This window comes from Methylotenera sp. (genome assembly GCF_029945705.1).
Lineage (GTDB): Bacteria > Pseudomonadota > Gammaproteobacteria > Burkholderiales > Methylophilaceae > Methylotenera.
This window is the reverse complement of the sequence record NZ_JAQSDC010000024.1, coordinates 1-18,637: the sequence shown is the minus strand read 5'-3', so window position 1 is coordinate 18,637 and position 18,637 is coordinate 1. Positions and strand designations below refer to the sequence as shown.

The window sequence follows — 18,637 nt, the reverse complement described above, 5'->3', positions numbered from 1 at the left end:
AGCTATATATGAAATTAACCTTAGTTCGCCATACCTCTTTAGATATTGCTCCTAGTATTTGCTATGGGCAAAGCGATGTTTCGGTGTCGACTAATTTTGAAAATGAACGTTTAGCATTGCAAAAGAAACTGGCTGCTTATGAGTTTGATGCGATTTATGCCAGCCCATTAAAGCGTTGCCATCAACTTGCACAAGCTTTGTGTGCAGATGAGCTTTTTGGGCATACGAGTGAAAATATTAAACTTGATGCGCGTTTAAAAGAGTTACATTTTGGTGATTGGGAAATGAGTCCTTGGGATGCCATTCCACGTGAAAAGTTTGATATATGGGCAGATGACTATGCTAACTTGGCACCGCCGAATGGCGAGACATTTTCAGAGCTACATGCGCGCGCTAAAAGCTTTGTGAAAGATGTGAGTAGTCACTCACAAGGTAAGAGCATTTTAGTTGTAACGCATGGTGGGTTCATTCGTGCGCTAATTGCCGAGGTGTTGCAAATGCCTCTAAAGCGATTGTTTAGGCTCACTATCGATCATGCAAGCGTGACACAGTTGGAGTTTAATGGCGAAGTGCCTAAAGTGCTTTTAATGAATCTTTAGGTATTACTCAATTTAAATCAAGACTAATTCTGCCAAAGTTTAACTGCGGCTTCCAGCCTTGCCCAGCCATCTTCTGGCGGCAAACCAAACCTCAACGCAGCTCGTGCGGATAGCCCTGGCGTTTCAGAAAAAAGCCGTACCCAAATACCTTGTTGGGCGAGATGTTGTTGTAAAGCCTGTGCATTTTTAGTTGGCACAAATTGAAATAATGCCGTACCAGACATCGGCCTTAAATGATATTTTGTCAGGAGTGTTGCGAGTTTCTGGCTATTTTCTGCTAACTGAACACGCATTTTTTCTTGCCATGCTTTATCCAATAAAGCTTGTTTAGCAATCAAGCGGCTTGGCCCTGTGATTGACCATGGACCAATGGCTTCTTGCATTTGTTTGAGCATATGTTCTTCAGCTAATATAAAACCGACTCTCGCACCTGCTAAACCAAAGAACTTGCCAAGTGAGCGCAACACAAACAAACCTTCTAAATGTGCATATTTAGCAATGCTGTGCTCAGGCGTAACATCCATAAAGGCTTCATCTACAACCAACCAACCGCCGCGTACGGCAAGTGAGGCATGCCAGCTTAGTAACTCTGGCACTGAAAATTTTGTGGCTGTTGGGTTATTGGGATTGCACAATAGCAGCACGTCTGCCTGCTGAAGAATATTTTCATCAGGAAAAAAATCAAACTTAATAACTTCATGCCCATTAGCTTGCCATGCATTAGCATGCTCTTGATACATGAATTTGGGCATCGCCACTTTTGAGTCTGTCCTTAATTGCGGCAATATTTGCAAAGCGGCTTGTGAGCCTGCGGTGGGCAATGCACTGGATGGTGAGGTCGCGCAGCCATAATATGCACAGGCCGCTTCAATTAAGCCATCATCTTCTAGCGGTAGTTTTTGCCAAATAGCAGTGGGAATCTCAGCAATTGGATAGCCATCAGGATTAATACCTGTCGATAAATCCAGCCAGTTCTCAAGTGGGATGTCATATTGCTTGGCAGCCGCTGCTAAATTCCCACCATGTTCAAGCATGTGCAATACTCGCTATCATTAATGTGATGATTAAAAATATAACCAACCACATAATAACGCCATGTCGAATCAGTGCCAAGGCGCGCTCTATGTCATTCAATGCAGGTGGATTGCCAGCGCCTAATACTGGGCGCTCATGCCACTCGCCAAAGTAACGTGCAGCACCGCCTAGCTTTACATTGAGAGCTCCAGAACCCGTAGACATGACAGGCCCTGCGTTCGGACTATCCCAAGTGGGTGCTTGGGTTTTCCAGCAAACTAAGGCTAATTTTGTGTTGCCTAACAGCGCGTAAGTGATGGCGGTTAATCGTGCAGGAATGTAGTTTAAGAGGTCATCAAAGCGCGCGGCAGCCCAGCCAAAATAGAAAAAACGAGGTGTTTTATAACCCCACATGGCATCCATGGTGTTGGCTAAGCGAAACAAAAGCGCTCCTGCGCCACCTGCAATAAAGAACCAAAATAATGCACCAAATATGCCGTCATTACCATTTTCTAATACGGATTCTATGGTGGCTGGAATCGGCTCAATAGCTGAAGAGTCGCGGCTTACCATATAGGATGCAGCCGTTTTTGCTAAGTCTTCATCCCCTTGATTCAATGCAGCGCTTACCGCGCGTGCATGTTGATGTAAGCTTTTGTGACCAATGGCAAAGTAAAGTAACAAGGTGTTTGCAATAAAGCTGCTGACAGCATGACCAGAGGCTGAATATTGACAGAGCCAGTATGCCAATAAGGTAAATGGCACGAGTAAAAACGCTAATGCGAGCGTTCCAACAAAACGCTGAGTAGCTAAGTTTTGTTTCATTGGCGCATTAAGACTAGCCTCTAGCTTGCTCGCTAAAAAACCAAAACCGACCAACGGGTGATAGCGACGTGGCTCGCCGAAAATAAAGTCCAGCACCACAGCGGCTATAGCCACCAATGGCATAGCAATGATAGGCATTATGAGATAATCAGGGAATGAAAACATTAATGATTCAAGGCACTACCTCGGATGCTGGCAAAAGTACGCTGGTGGCAGGGCTGTGTCGCGTATTGTATCGCAAGGGCGTTAAAGTAGCGCCATTTAAGCCTCAGAATATGGCACTCAACTCTGCCGTGACTAGCGACGGCGGAGAAATTGGTCGCGCGCAAGCTGTACAAGCGCAGGCGTGCGGCTTAAGCCCGCATACTGATATGAACCCTGTGTTACTTAAGCCAAACTCAGACACAGGTTGCCAAGTGGTTATTCAAGGCAAAGTCGTGTGCAATTTAGAAGCTACGGGCTATCACGCCTACAAACCTACAGCCATGGGTGCGGTGCTGGATTCTTACGCGCGTTTAGTTTCGCAATATGATGCAATTGTAGTAGAAGGCGCTGGTAGCACTGCGGAAATTAATCTGCGTGAAGGCGATATTGCCAATATGGGTTTTGCCGAAGCGGTAGATTGCCCAGTGATTTTAATTGCCGATATCGATAGAGGCGGCGTGTTCGCGCATATTGTTGGCACGCTAGCGCTGCTTTCTGATAGCGAGCGTGCGCGTGTGGTTGGTTTTGTGATTAATCGGTTTAGAGGCGATATTGCGTTGTTGCAATCTGGGCTGGATTGGTTAGAAGCAGAGACTGGTAAACCTGTCATTGGCGTGATTCCTTATTTGCATGATTTACATATTGAAGCCGAAGATGCCGTGCCAAATACAGCGTCGTCGCAAGGTGAAAGTGCAGAAAACAAGTTGCGCGTTATTGTGCCAATTCTGCCGCATATTTCCAACCACACCGATTTTGATGCGCTACGCTTACACCCGCAAGTTGATTTTAAATTCGTTAAAATCAATGAAACTATTCCAGCGGCGGATTTAATTATATTGCCAGGCAGTAAAAATGTGCGTGGCGACCTTGAGTATTTGCGCGCCAATGGCTGGGAGCAAGCGCTCACTAAGCACTTACGCTACGGTGGTAAAGTGATTGGTATCTGTGGTGGTTTCCAAATGTTAGGCATGCAAATGCACGATCCAAATGCAATAGAAGGGACTGCAGGTAGTGGTAAAGGTTTGGGCTGGTTAGAAATGGAAACTACGCTCACGCCAGAAAAGCGCTTAGTTCAAACCATCGGTAAACTAAGCTTTGCCGATGCTAAAGTGACAGGCTATGAAATCCATATGGGTGTGAGTACAGGCATAGCCCTGAATCACCCCGCGCTAATACTGGATGGGCAGCCAGAAGGCGCAATTTCACAAGATAATCAAATCGCTGGCACTTATCTGCATGGCTTGTTTGACCATGCAGAATCTTGCGCAGCATGGTTAACTTGGGCGGGTTTAAAGCAGATAAGCGCGCAATTTGATTATGAGCAAATACGCGAGGCTGGTTTAGATCGCTTGGCTGATTGTTTAGATAGCTGTTTGGATTGGTCTAGATTAAGTGAGTACCTTATTACTGCAAACGAAAAGCTGTATTAAGGTAAAACCAGCCAAAAGCGAGTTTTACCTTTGTATATTTTCTAGCTTACCGAGACTTAGAAAATTAGTGTTTGATAGCCAGCTTCGGTAAATTGGCGGTAACTCATAAAAGGACCGCTATCTGCCAGTAATTTAATGCCGCAAGTCTGCACGGCTTCGGTTTGTCCAAATGCGCTCGCACAAAAGCCGCAAGCACCCTCAACATAGCCTTTAACTGCTTCATATAGACCATGAGCAGGATGGTCAGGTTTCACTAACTGCGTTGGCCATTTCGTCGCCGTTCCAGTAAACACAATACTCACTTCGTCACCTGCTTCGCTATACTCTTTGGCTGCGGCTAGTGCATTCACAATACGACCTAAACCTTCATTTGTATCGGTATCTGCTAAAACGATGATTGCAATTTTATTGCTCATTTTTAATCTCCTAAGTTAAATGGGGTGCTCAATGCACAGATGCATTTTCATTGAATTTTCGATACTTATGATATGATTTAGTATCACTTAATATACAGTTGGTATCAAATGACAGATCGTCTGGCTGGCTTTTTTAATCAATATGCTTTAAATGCACGGATGTTTTTTACGGGCACTTTATGTAGCAATATTGAGTTTGATGAAAATATGGGGGGTGGATTTTTGCATTTGGTTCGTAAAGGCAAAATGAAGGTATATTCCCCCAAACATGCAGAAGTTTCTATCGAAGAGCCAAGCTTATTATTCTATCCAAGTCCAGCAAAGCACCAGTTTGTATTCGATGGTGATGTGGATCTCACTTGTGCGATTATAGATTTAGGTGGTGGCTCGAATAGTATTTTGATAAAGGCTCTACCGACAATGCTGTTGCTACCACTTAATAAATTACCTATGTTAGCTAATACACTGGGATTAATATTTGCAGAGGCAGAGCAAGAAAATTGCGGTCGCCAAGCGGCGATTGATAGGCTATTTGAATACTTGTTAATTCAATTATTGAGATATGTTTTAGATAATAATCAGCTAAGTGTTGGTTTAATTGCGGGCTTAGGCGATAAACGATTAGCCAAAGCAATCACGGCAATGCATGATGATCCTCGTTATCAATGGTCACTTGAGGCGCTAGCAAGCAAAGCCGGCATGTCTCGCGCTCGTTTTGCCGTACACTTTAGAGAAACTGTTGGTACTACGCCAATTGATTATCTGACGCAGTGGCGTATTTGTTTGGCTCAAACATTACTAAAAAAAGGCAAAGCTGTAGATTTGGTTGCTCATGAAGTGGGTTATAGCAATGCAACATCACTTGTGAGGGTGTTCAAAGCCCAAGTTGGACAAACGCCTAAAGTTTGGCTTAACGCTGAAATGGCATAGGATTTTATAAAGCGATCTATTCGTCTTTTAGCCTTTTAATGTAAGTGGCAAGCCTGCCGCCACAAATGTCACTGCGTTTGCAAAACCAGCCACCGCTTGATTCAAGCGCCCTTGTTCATCTTGAAATTGTCGGTTAATTTCACCTAGCGGCACGATGCCCATGCCGACTTCATTACTGACTAAAATAACGGTGCCTTGCAATGTAGGCAGGGTAGATAGCAAGGCTGCGCGCTCGGCAAGCCAGCTTGAATCTTTGGGTGGATTGCAATCTGCACAAATCCATTGGGCTAACCATAGCGTTAAACAATCAACAATAATGCATTGATTTGGCGCATCTAAATTGCGCAAAGTTTGTGCGAGATAATGTGGCTCTTCTACTAATGTCCACTCTGCAGGGCGGCGATCTTTGTGATGTTGCACGCGGGTTTTAAATTCATCATCGTAGATTTGCGCGGTGGCAACATAGCTTACTTTTAAGCCGCTGTTTTGCGCCAGTTGTTCGGCATAAAGGCTTTTACCAGAACGCGCACCACCTAAAATTAAATGTACTGACATTGTCTTACTCCTAAGTCTTTAATCTAGCTAAACTCTTAAACTAATTCTACTTTAGTGTTTTACACGCATTGATTTAACGCGTTTTTTGAGAGAAACAGTCCCATATTCGTCATTCCCGTTTCTACGGGAATGACGGTAATTTAAGGTTTTTATTACAATGAACTCAATTCTTTAGTTTGTGCAAAGTGTGCTGCTTGAGATAACTGCCATTCTTGAATAATGGCTTGAATCTGTTTCAAACCATGAGTAATCAAGGATGGCCCAGGTTGCAAAATATCCGCAGATTTTATTTCACGGACGAAACCATGTTTTACTGCAGGTAAATCGGCCCAGCCTTCCCGTGCCTTCACTTGCTCAGCTTGGAATTTTTTTCCGCACCATGAGCCGATGATAATATCAGGTTGGCGTTCTACTACTTGTTGCGGGGTGACTATACGGTCTTTGGCACTGTGGAAATGTGATAGTTCAGGAAAGCAATCGGCGCCGCCTGCGAGTTCAATCAATTCCATTGCCCAGCGGATGCTGCACATCATGGGTTCATCCCACTCTTCAAAATAAACTTTTGGTTTAATCGTAAATTTGCTGGCAGTTTGTCGCGCTTCATCTAAGACTTTTTCTAAGGTGGCAATAAGCTCAGCCGCCTTTTCCGTTGCGCCAACTAGAGCGCCAGTCACGGCAATCATATTTAACACTTGCGCAACGCTGCGTTGGTTAAAAATATGCACTTCAATACCCGCACGGATAAGCGATGCGGCAATGTCAGCCTGCAAATTTGAGAAGCCAATCACTAAGTCTGGCTTTAGGTCTAAAATTTTATCTATCTTAGCGCTAGTGAACGCTGACACTTTCGGTTTTTCTTTTCTGGCAATCGCAGGGTGCGTAGTGTAGCCAGAAATGCCAACAATACGGTCTTGCTCCCCGAGTAAATAAAGCACTTCGGTCGGTTCTGTGGTTAAGCAAACGATGCGGTTTGGGTATCTCATAGGGGTTAATATTTAGTTGTGAGTATTTGTTGAGGCATATTATTTTTCTGCATTTACTTTGACGTATCCCAAGTGTTTTCCATCACCATATCGGCAAGCGGTTTAGCGGTTGCCCAGCCTGTTTCTATCAGCATGGGTTCTTTGTAAAAGCTAATTACATGGCCTAGACAAAGCACGGCTATGGGCTTAGCGTCCGCAGGCATATTGAGCAATACGCCCAATTCAACAGGGTCAAAAATAGATACCCAACCCATGCCTAGGCCTTCGGCACGGGCGGCCAGCCACATGTTTTGTATGGCGCAACTCACTGAGGCAATGTCCATTTCTGGCAAGGTTCTGCGGCCAAAGACATGACCATCGCGTTTATCACATAGTGACACCACCAGCAATTCACCGCATTCTAAAATGCCTTCTACTTTTAAGCGCAAAAACTCAGCGCTTTTTGAATTAGCCCCAGTTGCTTCAATCCCAGTGGCTGTATGTTCATATTCATCAATCGCTTGAGCCGTTTTAATACGCTCTTTATCTACTAGTTGATGAATGGCTTTGCGCGTGCTCGCATCAGTGATTCTAATAAAACGCCAAGGTTGCATAAGCCCCACGCTGGGGGCATGATGCGCGGCGTGCAAAATTTTAGTGAGTATTTCAGCCGCGACAGGCGTAGGTAGAAAGTGCCGCATATCACGGCGCTCAGCAATGGCGAGGTACACAGCAGCAATTTCAATCTCTGAAAACTTATGGTTTTGCATAAGAAAATAAGCGTGCTGCAAGTGCTGGATTAGACGAAAAGTAAAAATGCAAAAAAGTCGCCGTGATGCTGCCGTGCAGGTAAATGTTTTCGCCAGAACCGTATCGGCTATTTGCCTGAGTTGTAGGCTTTAGCGGCGTAATGAATTTTCCATAATGGAAAGTATGCGCCCCAATATTACCCATATTTTCCAGTAAATCAGTATGTTGAGTACCTAAACCTTGCAAGCGCGGCTCAATGTTGCAGTTGCCAGCTAATAAGCCATATACAGGCTCGCCGTTAACGGATTCACACAATGCCATCATGCCGCCACATTCAGCCAATATCGGTTTGTCAGCATTAAAAGCCGCCAATAGGGCATTACGCATGGCTGTATTTTCGCTTATTTCTTTTAAATGCAACTCAGGATAACCGCCCGGCAACCAATAAGCATCGGCTTCTGGTAATGTTTTGTCATGCAGGGGCGAAAAGAACGTAACGGTGGCGCCCATTTCCTGCAAGCAATCGATATTTGCTGGATAAATAAAACAAAAGGCAGCATCGCGCGCAATGGCAATGGTTTTACCTACTAAAAGTTTAGGTGGTATAGATGAAGTCGTTATTTCAGGCGCAATAAAAGTCACCATCGGCGGCAAAGGTAATGCACTGCTAGCAGCCAAAGCAAGGGCTGCAGCTTCAATTCTGGCATCTAAATCTACAATTTCTTGCGCTCTAAATAAGCCCAAATGCCGTTCAGGCAAAGCATAGGCTTCATCTTGTGGCAATGCGCCTAACCAATTTAAGTAGTCTGGCAAACTGTGTTTTAGCATATCAGCATGCCCAGTGCTACCCACTTTATTCGCGAGTACACCCGCTGGAATTATTGCGGTTTGAAAGCCCAACAAACCAGAAGCTAACGCGCCAAAGGTTTGTGCCATACCACTGGCGTCGATCGTGAGCATCACAGGCAAGTTATAACGCATAGCAATGTCTGCGGATGATGGCGTGCCGTCAAATAAACCCATGACACCTTCAACAATAATCACATCAGCAGTTTGTACCGCTTGATATAAGCGTGCCAAACCATCTTGCTCGCCACACATTCCGAGATCGAGGTTATAGACAGGCTGCCCCGTTGCGGTTTCTAACACCATTGGGTCGAGAAAATCAGGCCCACATTTAAAAGCCCGCACGTTTAAACCACGATTTTTCCAAGCGCGCGCTAAAGCTGCAGTAGATAAAGTTTTGCCTTGCCCAGAAGCGGGTGCGGAAACTAAAAGGGCAGGGCAAGTGATGTTCTTCACGATTACCATTCAATGCCAGGCATGGCCTGCACACCACCCTTAAACGCATGTTTCACTAAATTAATTTCACTCACGGTATCGGCAATTGCAATTAAAGCATCAGGCGCGGCGCGACCCGTGATGACCACATGCTGCATGAGAGGGCGTGATTCTAAGGCCTCGGTGACTTCTTCAATCGTTAACCATTGATATTTAAGCGCGTAAGTAAATTCATCTAAAATAATTAAATCTATCGTTTCATCTTGCAAGTAATTACATACCATCTGCCAAGCGGCGCGTGCTGATTGCTTATCGCGCTCAGCATCTTGCGTTTCCCAAGTAAAGCCATCGCCCATTACATGCCAAGTCAGATTTTCGGCATTGCGGAAAAAAGCCTCTTCGCCAGTATCAGAGCGACCTTTAATAAATTGAATCACCACAGCCTTCATGCCATGCCCAAGTGAGCGAGCCAATAAACCAAAGGCAGCGGTAGATTTACCTTTGCCAGTTCCTGTATTGATCAATAGCAAACCACGAGAGATTTGTGCCGCATCAATACTGGCATCTACTATGGCCTTTTTACGCTGCATGCGCGCTAAATGACGTTCGTTTGCTAACTTAGGCTTATTTTCAGGTGTTGTCATGACTAATTTTCATAAAAAAACCGCGCTAGAATTAGGTTCTAACGCGGTTTGATTGGTATCGCTGAGGTTTATGCAGAAGTTGCGTTTGCACCTAAATTCAGTTTTGGTAAGGCTTTAAGCACTAGCCAAGCAGCGCCTAAATACATCAATGCGAATCCTACATAAGGCGTGTAGTATTTTGCTACACGTTGTGTAAATTCAACCACAGTTAAAGTATCTACTTTGTCTGAAAAGCTATACCAAAATGCATTTGAGAGCACAAACGCCACGCTTGCAGCAGCCCAAGCAACAGTCGCATAAGGTAGCACCGCAAATGGCTGCTCACGTTTAGCTAACCAACGGCCTGCACCCCACACAGCGGCATAAGTAGGAATCAAACCCCAGTAGCCGAGTGACATGCAATAGTCAGAAACGCCTTTCCAACCCAAGGCATAAAAATCCACACCAAAAGCAACAGCGATTGCAAGTGCCAACCAACTGCTACGAGTAATCAGCAAACCACCTAAAAACAAAGCTGCCAAAGTTGCATCAGGCAAATACACATTGTCACCAAAGTGATTCATACGAGTAAACAAGATTAAACCAATTAAAACAGCACCTTGCCAAAATTTTTTGTTGTTGAATGTAAACATAAATAACTCCTATTAAAACTTGCCTATATTGTAACCCGTATCTGCAAGAAATTTCTGGTATTGCTCAAAGCTAATGCTAACAAATTAAAAGTCAGCTTTCATGCCCACACGGAATGTACGCACAAAATCAATCGGATAAATGACGTCATTTCTAACTTGAACCGAATTTTCATGCTCAAATAAGTTATTTACTGAGGTGAAAAATTGCATGTTTTTGTACTGATAATTTAGCGCAATATTGGTAGACTCGTAATGACCTTGACGTTGAGATGCGTTGTTTAAAAAGTCTTCAGAGGCATAAGTAGAAGATCGCCAAGTTTGATTTAAATTCATACTTGCATGCTCTAGAAATTTGTAGTTTACGTTGGCCACTATTGTGTGTTTAGGTGCACTTGGCAAATCTTTGCCGCTAATACTAGAGCCATCTTCACGAAGTTCTTTATCTATAATTGAGCGAGTGTAGTTGTAAATAACGGAGGCATTGAGATTGTCTGTTATTTTAAAATAATCTTGTAGCTCAAGTCCGTACTTGTGTGATTCATCAAGATTGGTATTGGTATAATTACCTAAAGATTTATCTAAATAAATTTCGTTATCTAAATTCGCATAAAACAAAGTGGCTTTTAAACGATTATTCGCTGCAACATGGTTTAATCCAATGTTTAGAGTTTTAGATTGCTGCGGCTTAATAAACCCATTAAAAATAGTATTGAAGAACGTGTCAAAACCAAAAAAGCTGTCAATATTTGGCGCCAAATAAGCTTTATTATAATTGGTAAAGACACTAAGCTTAGGTGAGAGTCGGTAATTTGCACCAATATCCCAAGCATTTAAATTTTCCTTATCATTCAATGAGGTGCCTGCGGTAGGTGCATATTGGTATTTAACTTCCTCCTCACGAACACCAGCTGAAACTGTTAAGGCATCAGTCAGCCAAGTTGGCCTATACTCGGTGTTTAGAAACCATGCACGGCTATCTTTTGACGTAACGTCGAAACCACCATCCCTGTTACCATCAAATGACTGTAACCCTGCAATTGCACTAACTATATCATCATCATAGCTAATGGATAACTCATCAGATTTGTTCACAAAATCTGTTTTTGAGCTATATGTCGATGCTTTGTCTTCTCTATAGTGAGTAGCGGCAATTTTAATTTTTGAAGTAATATCATATTCAACACCGACTTTCCATTGCGCTGTATCTAGGCTTTGGGACGTGTACTTTGTACTTGGTTTGCCGTTCTGGCTTGGGTCACTGTTAAATTGTGCATTAGTGAGTTCGTTGGGGTAACGAACATCATTGCGCGAGTTTGTTCCACTGACAAGTAAACGTAAACTATCTGTAGGCTTAATTTTTAATTTAACATTCTGGGTGTCGCTAGTGAACTCGTCTTTGTGTCCTGTGTTATCTGTTTTGCTATAACCATCATTGCTATCATGCGCGGCGCTCACATATAAATCGAAATACTTTTCTGAAAGGCCTGCATTAATATAATGATTCTGCTGCCCAAAATCACCAAATGAAGTACTAACAGTTACACCTGTTTTGTTCTTTGTGTAGATTTGAATAACTCCTGCAGTGGCGCCATCACCATAAATGACAGAACCGCTCCCCTTGCTGATTTCTATACGTTCAATGTTACCTAGCGAAATTGCACCTAATAATTGCGGAGCACTATCAATGTTGTTTAATCGCTGCCCATCAAGTGTAATAACTACATTTTGATTGCCATTATCCCCACCGTAACCATGCAAATTCATTGTTGGAGTGGCTTTGTTGCCAAAATAAGAGCCAAGATTGACAGAGCTTTGTTGAGCTAAAAAATCATAAAGCGTTGCAGCACCAGATGCTTCAATTTCTTTTGCAGTGTGGATTTCTGATGCGTATGTGGTTTCCGTATCTTTGCGCTCAAAGCGGTTTGCTTTTACTGTAATGTCGTCTAATGCTATATTCTCTGCCGCAAAAGAAGTTTGCGTGAATAGCAGGCTGATAGCGCCTGCAATGATGGTTTTTTTCATTATTTTCCCCTAAATTACATGCGGCCCCGCATGCAGATTTTAAAAACTAGGGAATACAGAAGATGGTCATAAAAAAGAGCGCGCATACGAAATAACGACAACAATAGCGCATCCTTTGTTTACCGTCACCCCGCGGTATTGCCTAGCATGCCTTAACATAAGGCGGTGTTTTTAGGCCGGTCTCCGGGCTTATAAGCGCTGGTGTTAAAAACTAACATTTAGTTTTTTTAACCAACTGATTTTGCGCCTTCCCAAGCCTGACCTTTTTCTAAGGTGTAACTCAGTGGCATATTGCAAAATCATTTGAATGAATCAAAAACTTACTTACCGTTGCGGGGGCAGCGTAGGAATTATTAACGCCTTAAGCGGTAATGCACCTATTTCCCAGTTTCACCTTGTTTGTAGAAAACAAACTTGGCACCTATCAACAAGTGCGAATTATATCGCTAATTGCTTCTCTAGCACGAAAAAATTCATTCACAATTATTTACACATGTTGTAATACTTTGAAAATTACTCGTTAACTATTGACTACAATCAATTTTTTCAATTATAGTGGTCGTATGGATGCGGACTTAAAAGCGTTAGAAGAAAAATTATCAGGCTTAATTTCATTGTGTAGTGATTTACGCAGTGAAAATGCGCAGTTGCGCCTTGATTTAAATGCAACACAAAATGATGCCGTATTGTTGAAAGCTAACATGGCGCAAGCCAGCGAACGCATTGAAGCCCTGATGGAGCGCCTGCCTTAACGCGGGTTTGAGTAAGTAAAATGAGCGATATAAAAGGCGTAGATGTCAATATCATGGGGCGTGATTTCACGGTATCATGTACCGATGAAGAGCGCCCAGGTTTGATTAACGCGGTTAATTTTTTAGATAAAAAAATGCGTGATATACGCGATAGCGGTAAAGTGATTGGTGTTGAGCGTATTGCAATGATGGCAGCGCTAAATTTGGCGCATGAGTTGCTCAATAGTAAAACTGGTACTGTGGATGTGGGTGATTTCAAACGCAGAATCACTAATATGCAAGATCAAATTGATAAAGTCTGCGCTGTAAAATAAATATTCCAATTGTCATAAAATTACTCCTTAACAATAGTAAAATTACCTCAATCGTTTTAGTATTTAATCAGTTGATTATTTAACTCAAACAAAAATAAAAATCCCAGTTTTAAAGTTTGTTCTCTGCGGTGCGGTTTAAGCTAATAATTCCTTGAACTAGTTTATAGCATCGGTTTTGGTCATTCGAGCGTTGTGTGCGCGCCTTAAGTTGAGTGTTCTTTTAAGAGCCTCTTGGTGGGTGTACCTAATGCGCTCTAGGCCGTTACCACTTGAGCCTTTTTGGTTCAGGATGCTGGCTTAGGCTAATCCGTGGAGAACTCCTCCTTCTTTATCTTAATTCGTGATATTTCAAATCCGCCAAGCTTACAATTTCTAAGCATCTAGCATGGCATGCTTCTAAAATGACTGGTGGTGCGAAACCTGCCTCTGAAGCCTCTAGCCAGCGTGCGGCGCATACACACCAGCGGTGACCCGCTTTTAATCCTTCAAAGCCATACTCTGGGCGCGGTGTGCTCAAATCATTGCCTTGAGAGATTGAAAACGCTAAAAACTCATCAGTCATTTGTGCACATACGGTGTGGCTACCGCTATCATCCCTACCAGTTTCGCAACAGCCTGATCTGGTAAAGCCTGTTAATGGATCTAAACTGCAAACATGTAATGCGGTACCAAGTACGTTTTTATCTTGTGGTTTTGCCATCGTTTATCTCTGCTTAAATTTTTATAATTGAATTTAGTTATAGATTATCATATCGCTAAATTTAGAATTTAATTAAGGTAAAAAATATGCGTTATTGGCTGATGAAATCTGAACCTTCGGATGTGTCGATTGATGATTTGGCAGGATTTCCAAATCAATCAGTAGATTGGTATGGTATTCGTAACTACCAAGCACGTAATTTTATGCGTGACCAAATGAAGATGGGCGATGGGGTATTCTTCTATCATTCTAATTGTGATGTCCCTGGTATTGTGGGCATTGCAGAAGTGAGCAAGTTGGCGTATCCAGACCGTTTACAGTTTATTAAAGGCCATAAATATTACGATGAAAAAGCGACGCCTGAAAATCCACGCTGGTTGAATGTAGATGTGAAACTTGTGCGTAAAACGCGCTTGCTTAGCTTAAAAGAGTTACGTGAATACCCAGAGTTAAGCAATATGCGAATTTTACAGCGTGGCAACCGCCTATCCATTACGCCTGTGGACCCTAAAGAGTGGGATTTTATTAGCAGCTTGCTCAAATAAAAAAGCCTCGAACTTCTGGGCTTTTAAACTAAAAAACTATTAAAGTTATTTAATGGCAGTATCTAAACTACCCATGCTTTTAGGGTAAGTAACTACACCCCAAGGCATTTTTTTATCTTCAATTTGTTGTTTCACTTCTAGTTTTTCAGCATCAATCACAAACACTGCATCTGATTTACCGCAGGCTAACAAAACTTCTTTATCGTCTGGGGTGAATGTGAAGTGCCAGCAGCGGTTGCCTGTAGGAATATCTTTAATTTTTGCATAAGTTTTAGCATCATAAACTTCTAATGTTTTGGCTTTGTTTGCCGCGACAAAAATGCGCTCACCTTTGCGGTCATATGAGATTCCATAAGGTGTCGCGCCAGTATCTACGGTGCGTAGTACTTTAAATTTTTTGTCCATCACCATAAATTTATTGCCATATTCAAGCGTTACTAAATAGGTTTTACCATCTGGTGATACTTTAACGCCACGTGGTCTATCGCCGTATTCATGTGTTTTGATGGTTTTAAGTAATTTACCTGTTTTAGCATCGTTTACGGTAACCGTATTATCTGCTTCGTTAGTAATCACTAGCTGCTTACCATCTTTACTAAACTCAACGCCTTCGGTTTCAGGACCACCAATGATTTCACGGACTTTTTTGCCTAGCTTCAAATCAATAATGCCGATGCGAGCTGGTTCTTTGTCATCGTCAGCGTCTTCTTTTGCCGCTGCTGTTGCCTCAACAGAGCCAGGTGCAGGTGGAGGGCCGCCTTTAGAGCTTGGTTCATAGGAAACGAATGCATAATTGCCTTTAATCCGAACAAACTCAGGATTTTGACCAACTTTAATTTGGTTGATCACTTCATTTGTAGCGGTATCAATGACAGAAACACTTCCATTGTCGCGTGTAGCAACCACTAATAGTTTGCCATCTTCGCTCACGGCTAAACCACGCGGGCCTTCACCTTTAACGTCAATGGTTGTGGTAGAAGTCAATGTGTTTAAATCAATCACAGATACGCCGCCATCTTGATTAGAAACATAAGCTTTGCCTCTATCAGCCGCGTTAGCATTAATCCCAATACTCATGCTGACAGCCGCTGCAATTACTACATGCGTTAATTTCATTCTTTATTTCTCCTTAGAAAACTATTTTGATGCTGCTTTATTGATTCAGTCATTTGGGCATGCCAAATGAACTTAGGTTCAACCTTCTATGCGCTAATGGATATGAAAAGCCAGACTATGAGTATCAAGCAAGAATCACGCTAGAAATTTAATTTATTAAAAACAATCACTTAATTTATAAGTTAAATTCAATCTGGTTGTATACAGCCACCAACGCGGCTGCATACAACCAGTTTATTTAAATGCTTGTTTAAAGTTACTTAGCCTGTAACTTAGCCCAAGAATAATTTATAGGCTGGATTTTGCGTTTCATCCCAATGCGGATAACCTAAATTATCTAGGAATGTATTGAACTCAGCACTGTCAGAAGGTGGTACCTGCATGCCAACCAGTACACGACCGAAGTCTGCGCCATGATTGCGATAATGGAATAGGCTGATATTCCAATCATGTCCCATGGTTTCTAAAAACTTCATGAGCGCACCTGGTTTTTCAGGAAACTCGAATCTAAATACCACTTCATTTTCAGCTTGTGGCGCGTGCCCGCCAACTAAGTGGCGCAAGTGCAGTTTAGCGACTTCGTTATCAGTAAGATCAAGCGCGGGTAAACCTTCTGCATGTAAATCAGCCACAAGCTTGGCAGATTCTGCGGGGTCGGCAATCGCTACGCCTACGAAAATGTGCGCGACTTTAGCATCGGCATAGCGGTAATTAAACTCGGTGATATTGCGATTACCAAGCAAGTTACAGAACGCTTTAAACGCGCCAGGCTTCTCTGGAATTGTGACTGCTAAAACGGCTTCGCGCTTTTCGCCGATTTCAGCACGTTCAGCCACAAAACGTAGCCTGTCAAAATTCATATTGGCGCCAGAAGCGATACCAATTAAGGTTTTACCATGCAGGTTTTCGCGCTTTGCATAAGCTTTTAGCCCAGCCACGGCTAATGCTCCCGCAGGTTCTAAAATACTGCGGGTATCTTCAAATACGTCTTTAATCGCTGCGCAAATTGCATCGTTATCAACCACAATCATTTCGTCTACAAATTGTTGAGCGAGTGCAAAGGTATGCTCGCCTACTTGTTTAACGGCGGCTCCATCGGCAAATAAGCCGACTTGCTCTAGCATGACGCGCTCACCTTTTTTAAGTGATTCGGTCATGGCTTCAGCATCTTTTGCTTCTACGCCTATCACTTTGATTTCTGGGCGCAACGCTTTCACATAAGCTGCTACGCCAGCCAGTAAGCCACCGCCACCCACGCAGCAGAATATCGCCTCTATCGGTTGTGGATTTTTTTCTAAAATTTCTAGCGCAATCGTACCTTGTCCCGCGATGACATCTGGGTCGTCGTAAGGGTGCACAAAGGTTAGATTTTCAGCTTTTTCTAGTTCGAGTGCTTTTACGTATGAATCTGAATAGCTGTCGCCAAACAATACAATTTCAGCGCCGTAGCTGCGTACAGCATTAATCTTAATTGCAGGGGTTGTGGTTGGCATCACAATCACCGCGCGGCAACCTAGTTTCTTCGCACTCATCGCCACGCCTTGCGCATGGTTACCTGCACTGGCAGCAATTACGCCACGTTTGAGTACATCGGCAGGTAAGCTTGCCATTTTGTTGTAAGCGCCGCGAATTTTGAATGAAAATACTGGCTGCATGTCTTCACGTTTAAGTAGCACGCGGTTATCAATACGCGCTGATAAGCTCGCTTGAAACTCTAAAGGGGTTTTTTTAGCCACATCGTAAACGTGAGAGTTTTCTATTTTTTGTCGGTAATCGATAGTCATTGCGTATTTTTAAAAACACCTGTGCGGTGTATTATGTTGAATTGACTTACATTATAAAGAATTTATTAGGGATTTACGAAAAATGGCATACACCCAAGACGAATTAAAACAACAAGTCGCAAAAGCAGCAGTTGAATATGTAAAAGAAGGCATTATCGGCGTGGGTACAGGCTCAACCGCAAACTTCTTTATTGAAGAACTAGCAAAAGTAAAACACAAAATTGAAGGCGCAGTGGCAAGTAGTGAAGCAACCGCCCAGCGTTTACGGGCTCACGGCATTGAAGTGTTCGATTTAAATAACGTGAATAGTTTAGATATTTATGTAGATGGCGCAGATGAAATTACCGAGCACCTACACATGCTTAAAGGTGGCGGTGGCGCATTAACACGTGAAAAAATCGTTGCAGCAGTAGCAAAAACTTTCATTTGTATCTGTGATGAGACTAAATACGTACCAACTTTAGGTAAATTCCCACTCCCAGTAGAAGTGCTACCCATGGCAAAAAGCTATGTGGCGCGTGAGCTAGTGAAATTGGGTGGTCAGCCAAAATTGCGTGATTTCACTACAGACAACGGAAACATGATTTTAGATGTATATAACCTCACCATTACAGACCCAGTGGCGATGGAAGCTAAAATTAACCAAATCGTTGGTGTAGTGACAAACGGTTTGTTTGCGGCGCGCCCAGCAAATGTATTATTGCTAGCGACAGCTGATGGTGTGAAAACTTTTAAGAAATAATTGGTTAAGTTTAAATAAGTTAAAAAGCCCGCATTGCGGGCTTTTTAACTTTTACCATATGAATCTTATGCGGCGCAATGCGCTCGTTTATTGATACCTTTCAATCATATGCTACGCCAGCTGCTCTGCTTGTTCTTTATTTCTTAAATGTGCGCTAATTGCAACAACAACCATAGCAAAAACCCAAAGATAGCCACCTGTAGATAATCCAGTTGCAATTCCTGGAGAATCGAAAGCAGGGCAGCCCATTCCGGGGATAATTAAACATGATAATGAGCCGATGACTAATAATTTAATTAATATGGGCGACTTGGAGGCGTACAGATTTGATGCCCTAACGTTAAAATTGGACATTACAATTAAAATAAGGGGCTGTCCTAGATAACACATAAAATGTTATAAGGATGGCATGAGAAAGAG

General features: G+C 42.8%; 21 protein-coding genes and 1 riboswitch. Of the genes, 7 read left to right on the top strand and 14 right to left on the bottom strand.

From position 1 onward, the window contains the following. Nucleotides 1-8: 8 nt before the first annotated feature. A complete protein-coding gene (gene cobC / locus PSU78_RS05725) occupies nucleotides 9-599 on the top strand; it encodes an alpha-ribazole phosphatase (protein ID WP_300385561.1) in 591 nt (196 codons plus the stop codon). A 23-nt stretch (nucleotides 600-622) separates the two neighbouring features. Here cobC and cobD read toward each other — a convergent pair whose 3' ends face one another. Continuing rightward, the gene (cobD, locus tag PSU78_RS05720; protein WP_300385559.1) at nucleotides 623-1,633 is read right to left on the bottom strand and encodes a threonine-phosphate decarboxylase CobD; all 1,011 of its coding nucleotides are present in this window, start codon (nucleotides 1,631-1,633) and stop codon (nucleotides 623-625) included. Then, a complete protein-coding gene (cbiB, locus tag PSU78_RS05715) occupies nucleotides 1,626-2,576 on the bottom strand; it encodes an adenosylcobinamide-phosphate synthase CbiB (RefSeq protein ID WP_300385556.1) in 951 nt (316 codons plus the stop codon). Before cbiB ends, cobD begins: the two co-directional genes overlap by 8 nt. 17 nt (nucleotides 2,577-2,593) lie before the next feature. Here cbiB and PSU78_RS05710 point away from each other — a divergent pair, with 17 nt between their 5' ends. Then, nucleotides 2,594-4,072, top strand: a complete 1,479-nt coding sequence (locus PSU78_RS05710) for a cobyric acid synthase (protein ID WP_300385553.1) — start codon at nucleotides 2,594-2,596, stop codon at nucleotides 4,070-4,072. Between the two features lie 56 nt (nucleotides 4,073-4,128). On the opposite strand, the gene PSU78_RS05705 is transcribed toward PSU78_RS05710, so the two are convergent. Then, entirely contained in the window at nucleotides 4,129-4,488 is a 360-nt protein-coding gene (locus PSU78_RS05705) for a hypothetical protein (protein ID WP_300385549.1), read from the bottom strand. Between the two features lie 108 nt (nucleotides 4,489-4,596). Between PSU78_RS05705 and PSU78_RS05700 the strand changes: the two genes are divergently transcribed. Beyond that, nucleotides 4,597-5,418: an AraC family transcriptional regulator gene (locus PSU78_RS05700; protein ID WP_300385547.1), complete on the top strand. Its 822-nt coding sequence runs from the start codon at nucleotides 4,597-4,599 to the stop codon at nucleotides 5,416-5,418. 27 nt (nucleotides 5,419-5,445) lie between these two features. Here PSU78_RS05700 and cobU read toward each other — a convergent pair whose 3' ends face one another. The 7 genes from cobU to PSU78_RS05665 form a co-directional block, all read right to left on the bottom strand. Continuing rightward, nucleotides 5,446-5,973, bottom strand: coding sequence for a bifunctional adenosylcobinamide kinase/adenosylcobinamide-phosphate guanylyltransferase (gene cobU / locus PSU78_RS05695; RefSeq protein WP_300385544.1), 528 nt, complete (start codon nucleotides 5,971-5,973; stop codon nucleotides 5,446-5,448). A 152-nt stretch (nucleotides 5,974-6,125) separates the two neighbouring features. Further along, nucleotides 6,126-6,956, bottom strand: coding sequence for a cobalamin-binding protein (locus tag PSU78_RS05690; protein WP_300385542.1), 831 nt, complete (start codon nucleotides 6,954-6,956; stop codon nucleotides 6,126-6,128). A 53-nt stretch (nucleotides 6,957-7,009) separates the two neighbouring features. Next, nucleotides 7,010-7,705: a 5,6-dimethylbenzimidazole synthase gene (gene bluB, locus PSU78_RS05685; RefSeq protein ID WP_300385539.1), complete on the bottom strand. Its 696-nt coding sequence runs from the start codon at nucleotides 7,703-7,705 to the stop codon at nucleotides 7,010-7,012. Further along, nucleotides 7,692-8,996: a cobyrinate a,c-diamide synthase gene (locus PSU78_RS05680; RefSeq protein WP_300385536.1), complete on the bottom strand. Its 1,305-nt coding sequence runs from the start codon at nucleotides 8,994-8,996 to the stop codon at nucleotides 7,692-7,694. Before PSU78_RS05680 ends, bluB begins: the two co-directional genes overlap by 14 nt. Further along, nucleotides 8,990-9,610 carry a cob(I)yrinic acid a,c-diamide adenosyltransferase gene (cobO, locus tag PSU78_RS05675; protein WP_300385533.1) on the bottom strand — a complete coding sequence of 207 codons (621 nt, stop codon included), beginning with the start codon at nucleotides 9,608-9,610 and terminating at the stop codon, nucleotides 8,990-8,992. Before cobO ends, PSU78_RS05680 begins: the two co-directional genes overlap by 7 nt. 68 nt (nucleotides 9,611-9,678) lie before the next feature. Further along, nucleotides 9,679-10,242: a hypothetical protein gene (locus PSU78_RS05670; RefSeq protein ID WP_300385530.1), complete on the bottom strand. Its 564-nt coding sequence runs from the start codon at nucleotides 10,240-10,242 to the stop codon at nucleotides 9,679-9,681. A gap of 84 nt (nucleotides 10,243-10,326) precedes the next feature. Then, nucleotides 10,327-12,264: a TonB-dependent receptor gene (locus PSU78_RS05665; RefSeq protein WP_300385527.1), complete on the bottom strand. Its 1,938-nt coding sequence runs from the start codon at nucleotides 12,262-12,264 to the stop codon at nucleotides 10,327-10,329. Nucleotides 12,265-12,420: 156 nt separating this feature from the next. After that, nucleotides 12,421-12,704: riboswitch (cobalamin riboswitch) on the bottom strand. A gap of 123 nt (nucleotides 12,705-12,827) precedes the next feature. Between PSU78_RS05665 and PSU78_RS05660 the strand changes: the two genes are divergently transcribed. Beyond that, the gene (locus PSU78_RS05660; RefSeq protein ID WP_300385524.1) at nucleotides 12,828-13,016 is read left to right on the top strand and encodes a hypothetical protein; all 189 of its coding nucleotides are present in this window, start codon (nucleotides 12,828-12,830) and stop codon (nucleotides 13,014-13,016) included. Between the two features lie 20 nt (nucleotides 13,017-13,036). Continuing rightward, nucleotides 13,037-13,330, top strand: a complete 294-nt coding sequence (locus PSU78_RS05655) for a cell division protein ZapA (protein WP_300385521.1) — start codon at nucleotides 13,037-13,039, stop codon at nucleotides 13,328-13,330. A 328-nt stretch (nucleotides 13,331-13,658) separates the two neighbouring features. Here the strand turns inward: PSU78_RS05655 and PSU78_RS05650 are convergent, their stop codons facing one another. Further along, nucleotides 13,659-14,030, bottom strand: a complete 372-nt coding sequence (locus PSU78_RS05650) for a DUF2237 domain-containing protein (protein ID WP_300385518.1) — start codon at nucleotides 14,028-14,030, stop codon at nucleotides 13,659-13,661. Nucleotides 14,031-14,116: 86 nt separating this feature from the next. Here PSU78_RS05650 and PSU78_RS05645 point away from each other — a divergent pair, with 86 nt between their 5' ends. Continuing rightward, nucleotides 14,117-14,575, top strand: coding sequence for an EVE domain-containing protein (locus PSU78_RS05645; RefSeq protein WP_300385515.1), 459 nt, complete (start codon nucleotides 14,117-14,119; stop codon nucleotides 14,573-14,575). A gap of 45 nt (nucleotides 14,576-14,620) precedes the next feature. Here PSU78_RS05645 and PSU78_RS05640 read toward each other — a convergent pair whose 3' ends face one another. Beyond that, the gene (locus PSU78_RS05640) at nucleotides 14,621-15,691 is read right to left on the bottom strand and encodes a cytochrome D1 domain-containing protein (RefSeq protein WP_300385512.1); all 1,071 of its coding nucleotides are present in this window, start codon (nucleotides 15,689-15,691) and stop codon (nucleotides 14,621-14,623) included. Nucleotides 15,692-15,963: 272 nt separating this feature from the next. Further along, nucleotides 15,964-17,475 carry a threonine ammonia-lyase, biosynthetic gene (gene ilvA / locus PSU78_RS05635; RefSeq protein ID WP_300385509.1) on the bottom strand — a complete coding sequence of 504 codons (1,512 nt, stop codon included), beginning with the start codon at nucleotides 17,473-17,475 and terminating at the stop codon, nucleotides 15,964-15,966. An 82-nt stretch (nucleotides 17,476-17,557) separates the two neighbouring features. Between ilvA and rpiA the strand changes: the two genes are divergently transcribed. Further along, entirely contained in the window at nucleotides 17,558-18,217 is a 660-nt protein-coding gene (gene rpiA / locus PSU78_RS05630; protein ID WP_300385506.1) for a ribose-5-phosphate isomerase RpiA, read from the top strand. Nucleotides 18,218-18,328: 111 nt separating this feature from the next. Here the strand turns inward: rpiA and PSU78_RS05625 are convergent, their stop codons facing one another. Next, nucleotides 18,329-18,571: a hypothetical protein gene (locus PSU78_RS05625; protein ID WP_300385503.1), complete on the bottom strand. Its 243-nt coding sequence runs from the start codon at nucleotides 18,569-18,571 to the stop codon at nucleotides 18,329-18,331. Between the last annotated feature and the right edge of the window lie 66 nt (nucleotides 18,572-18,637).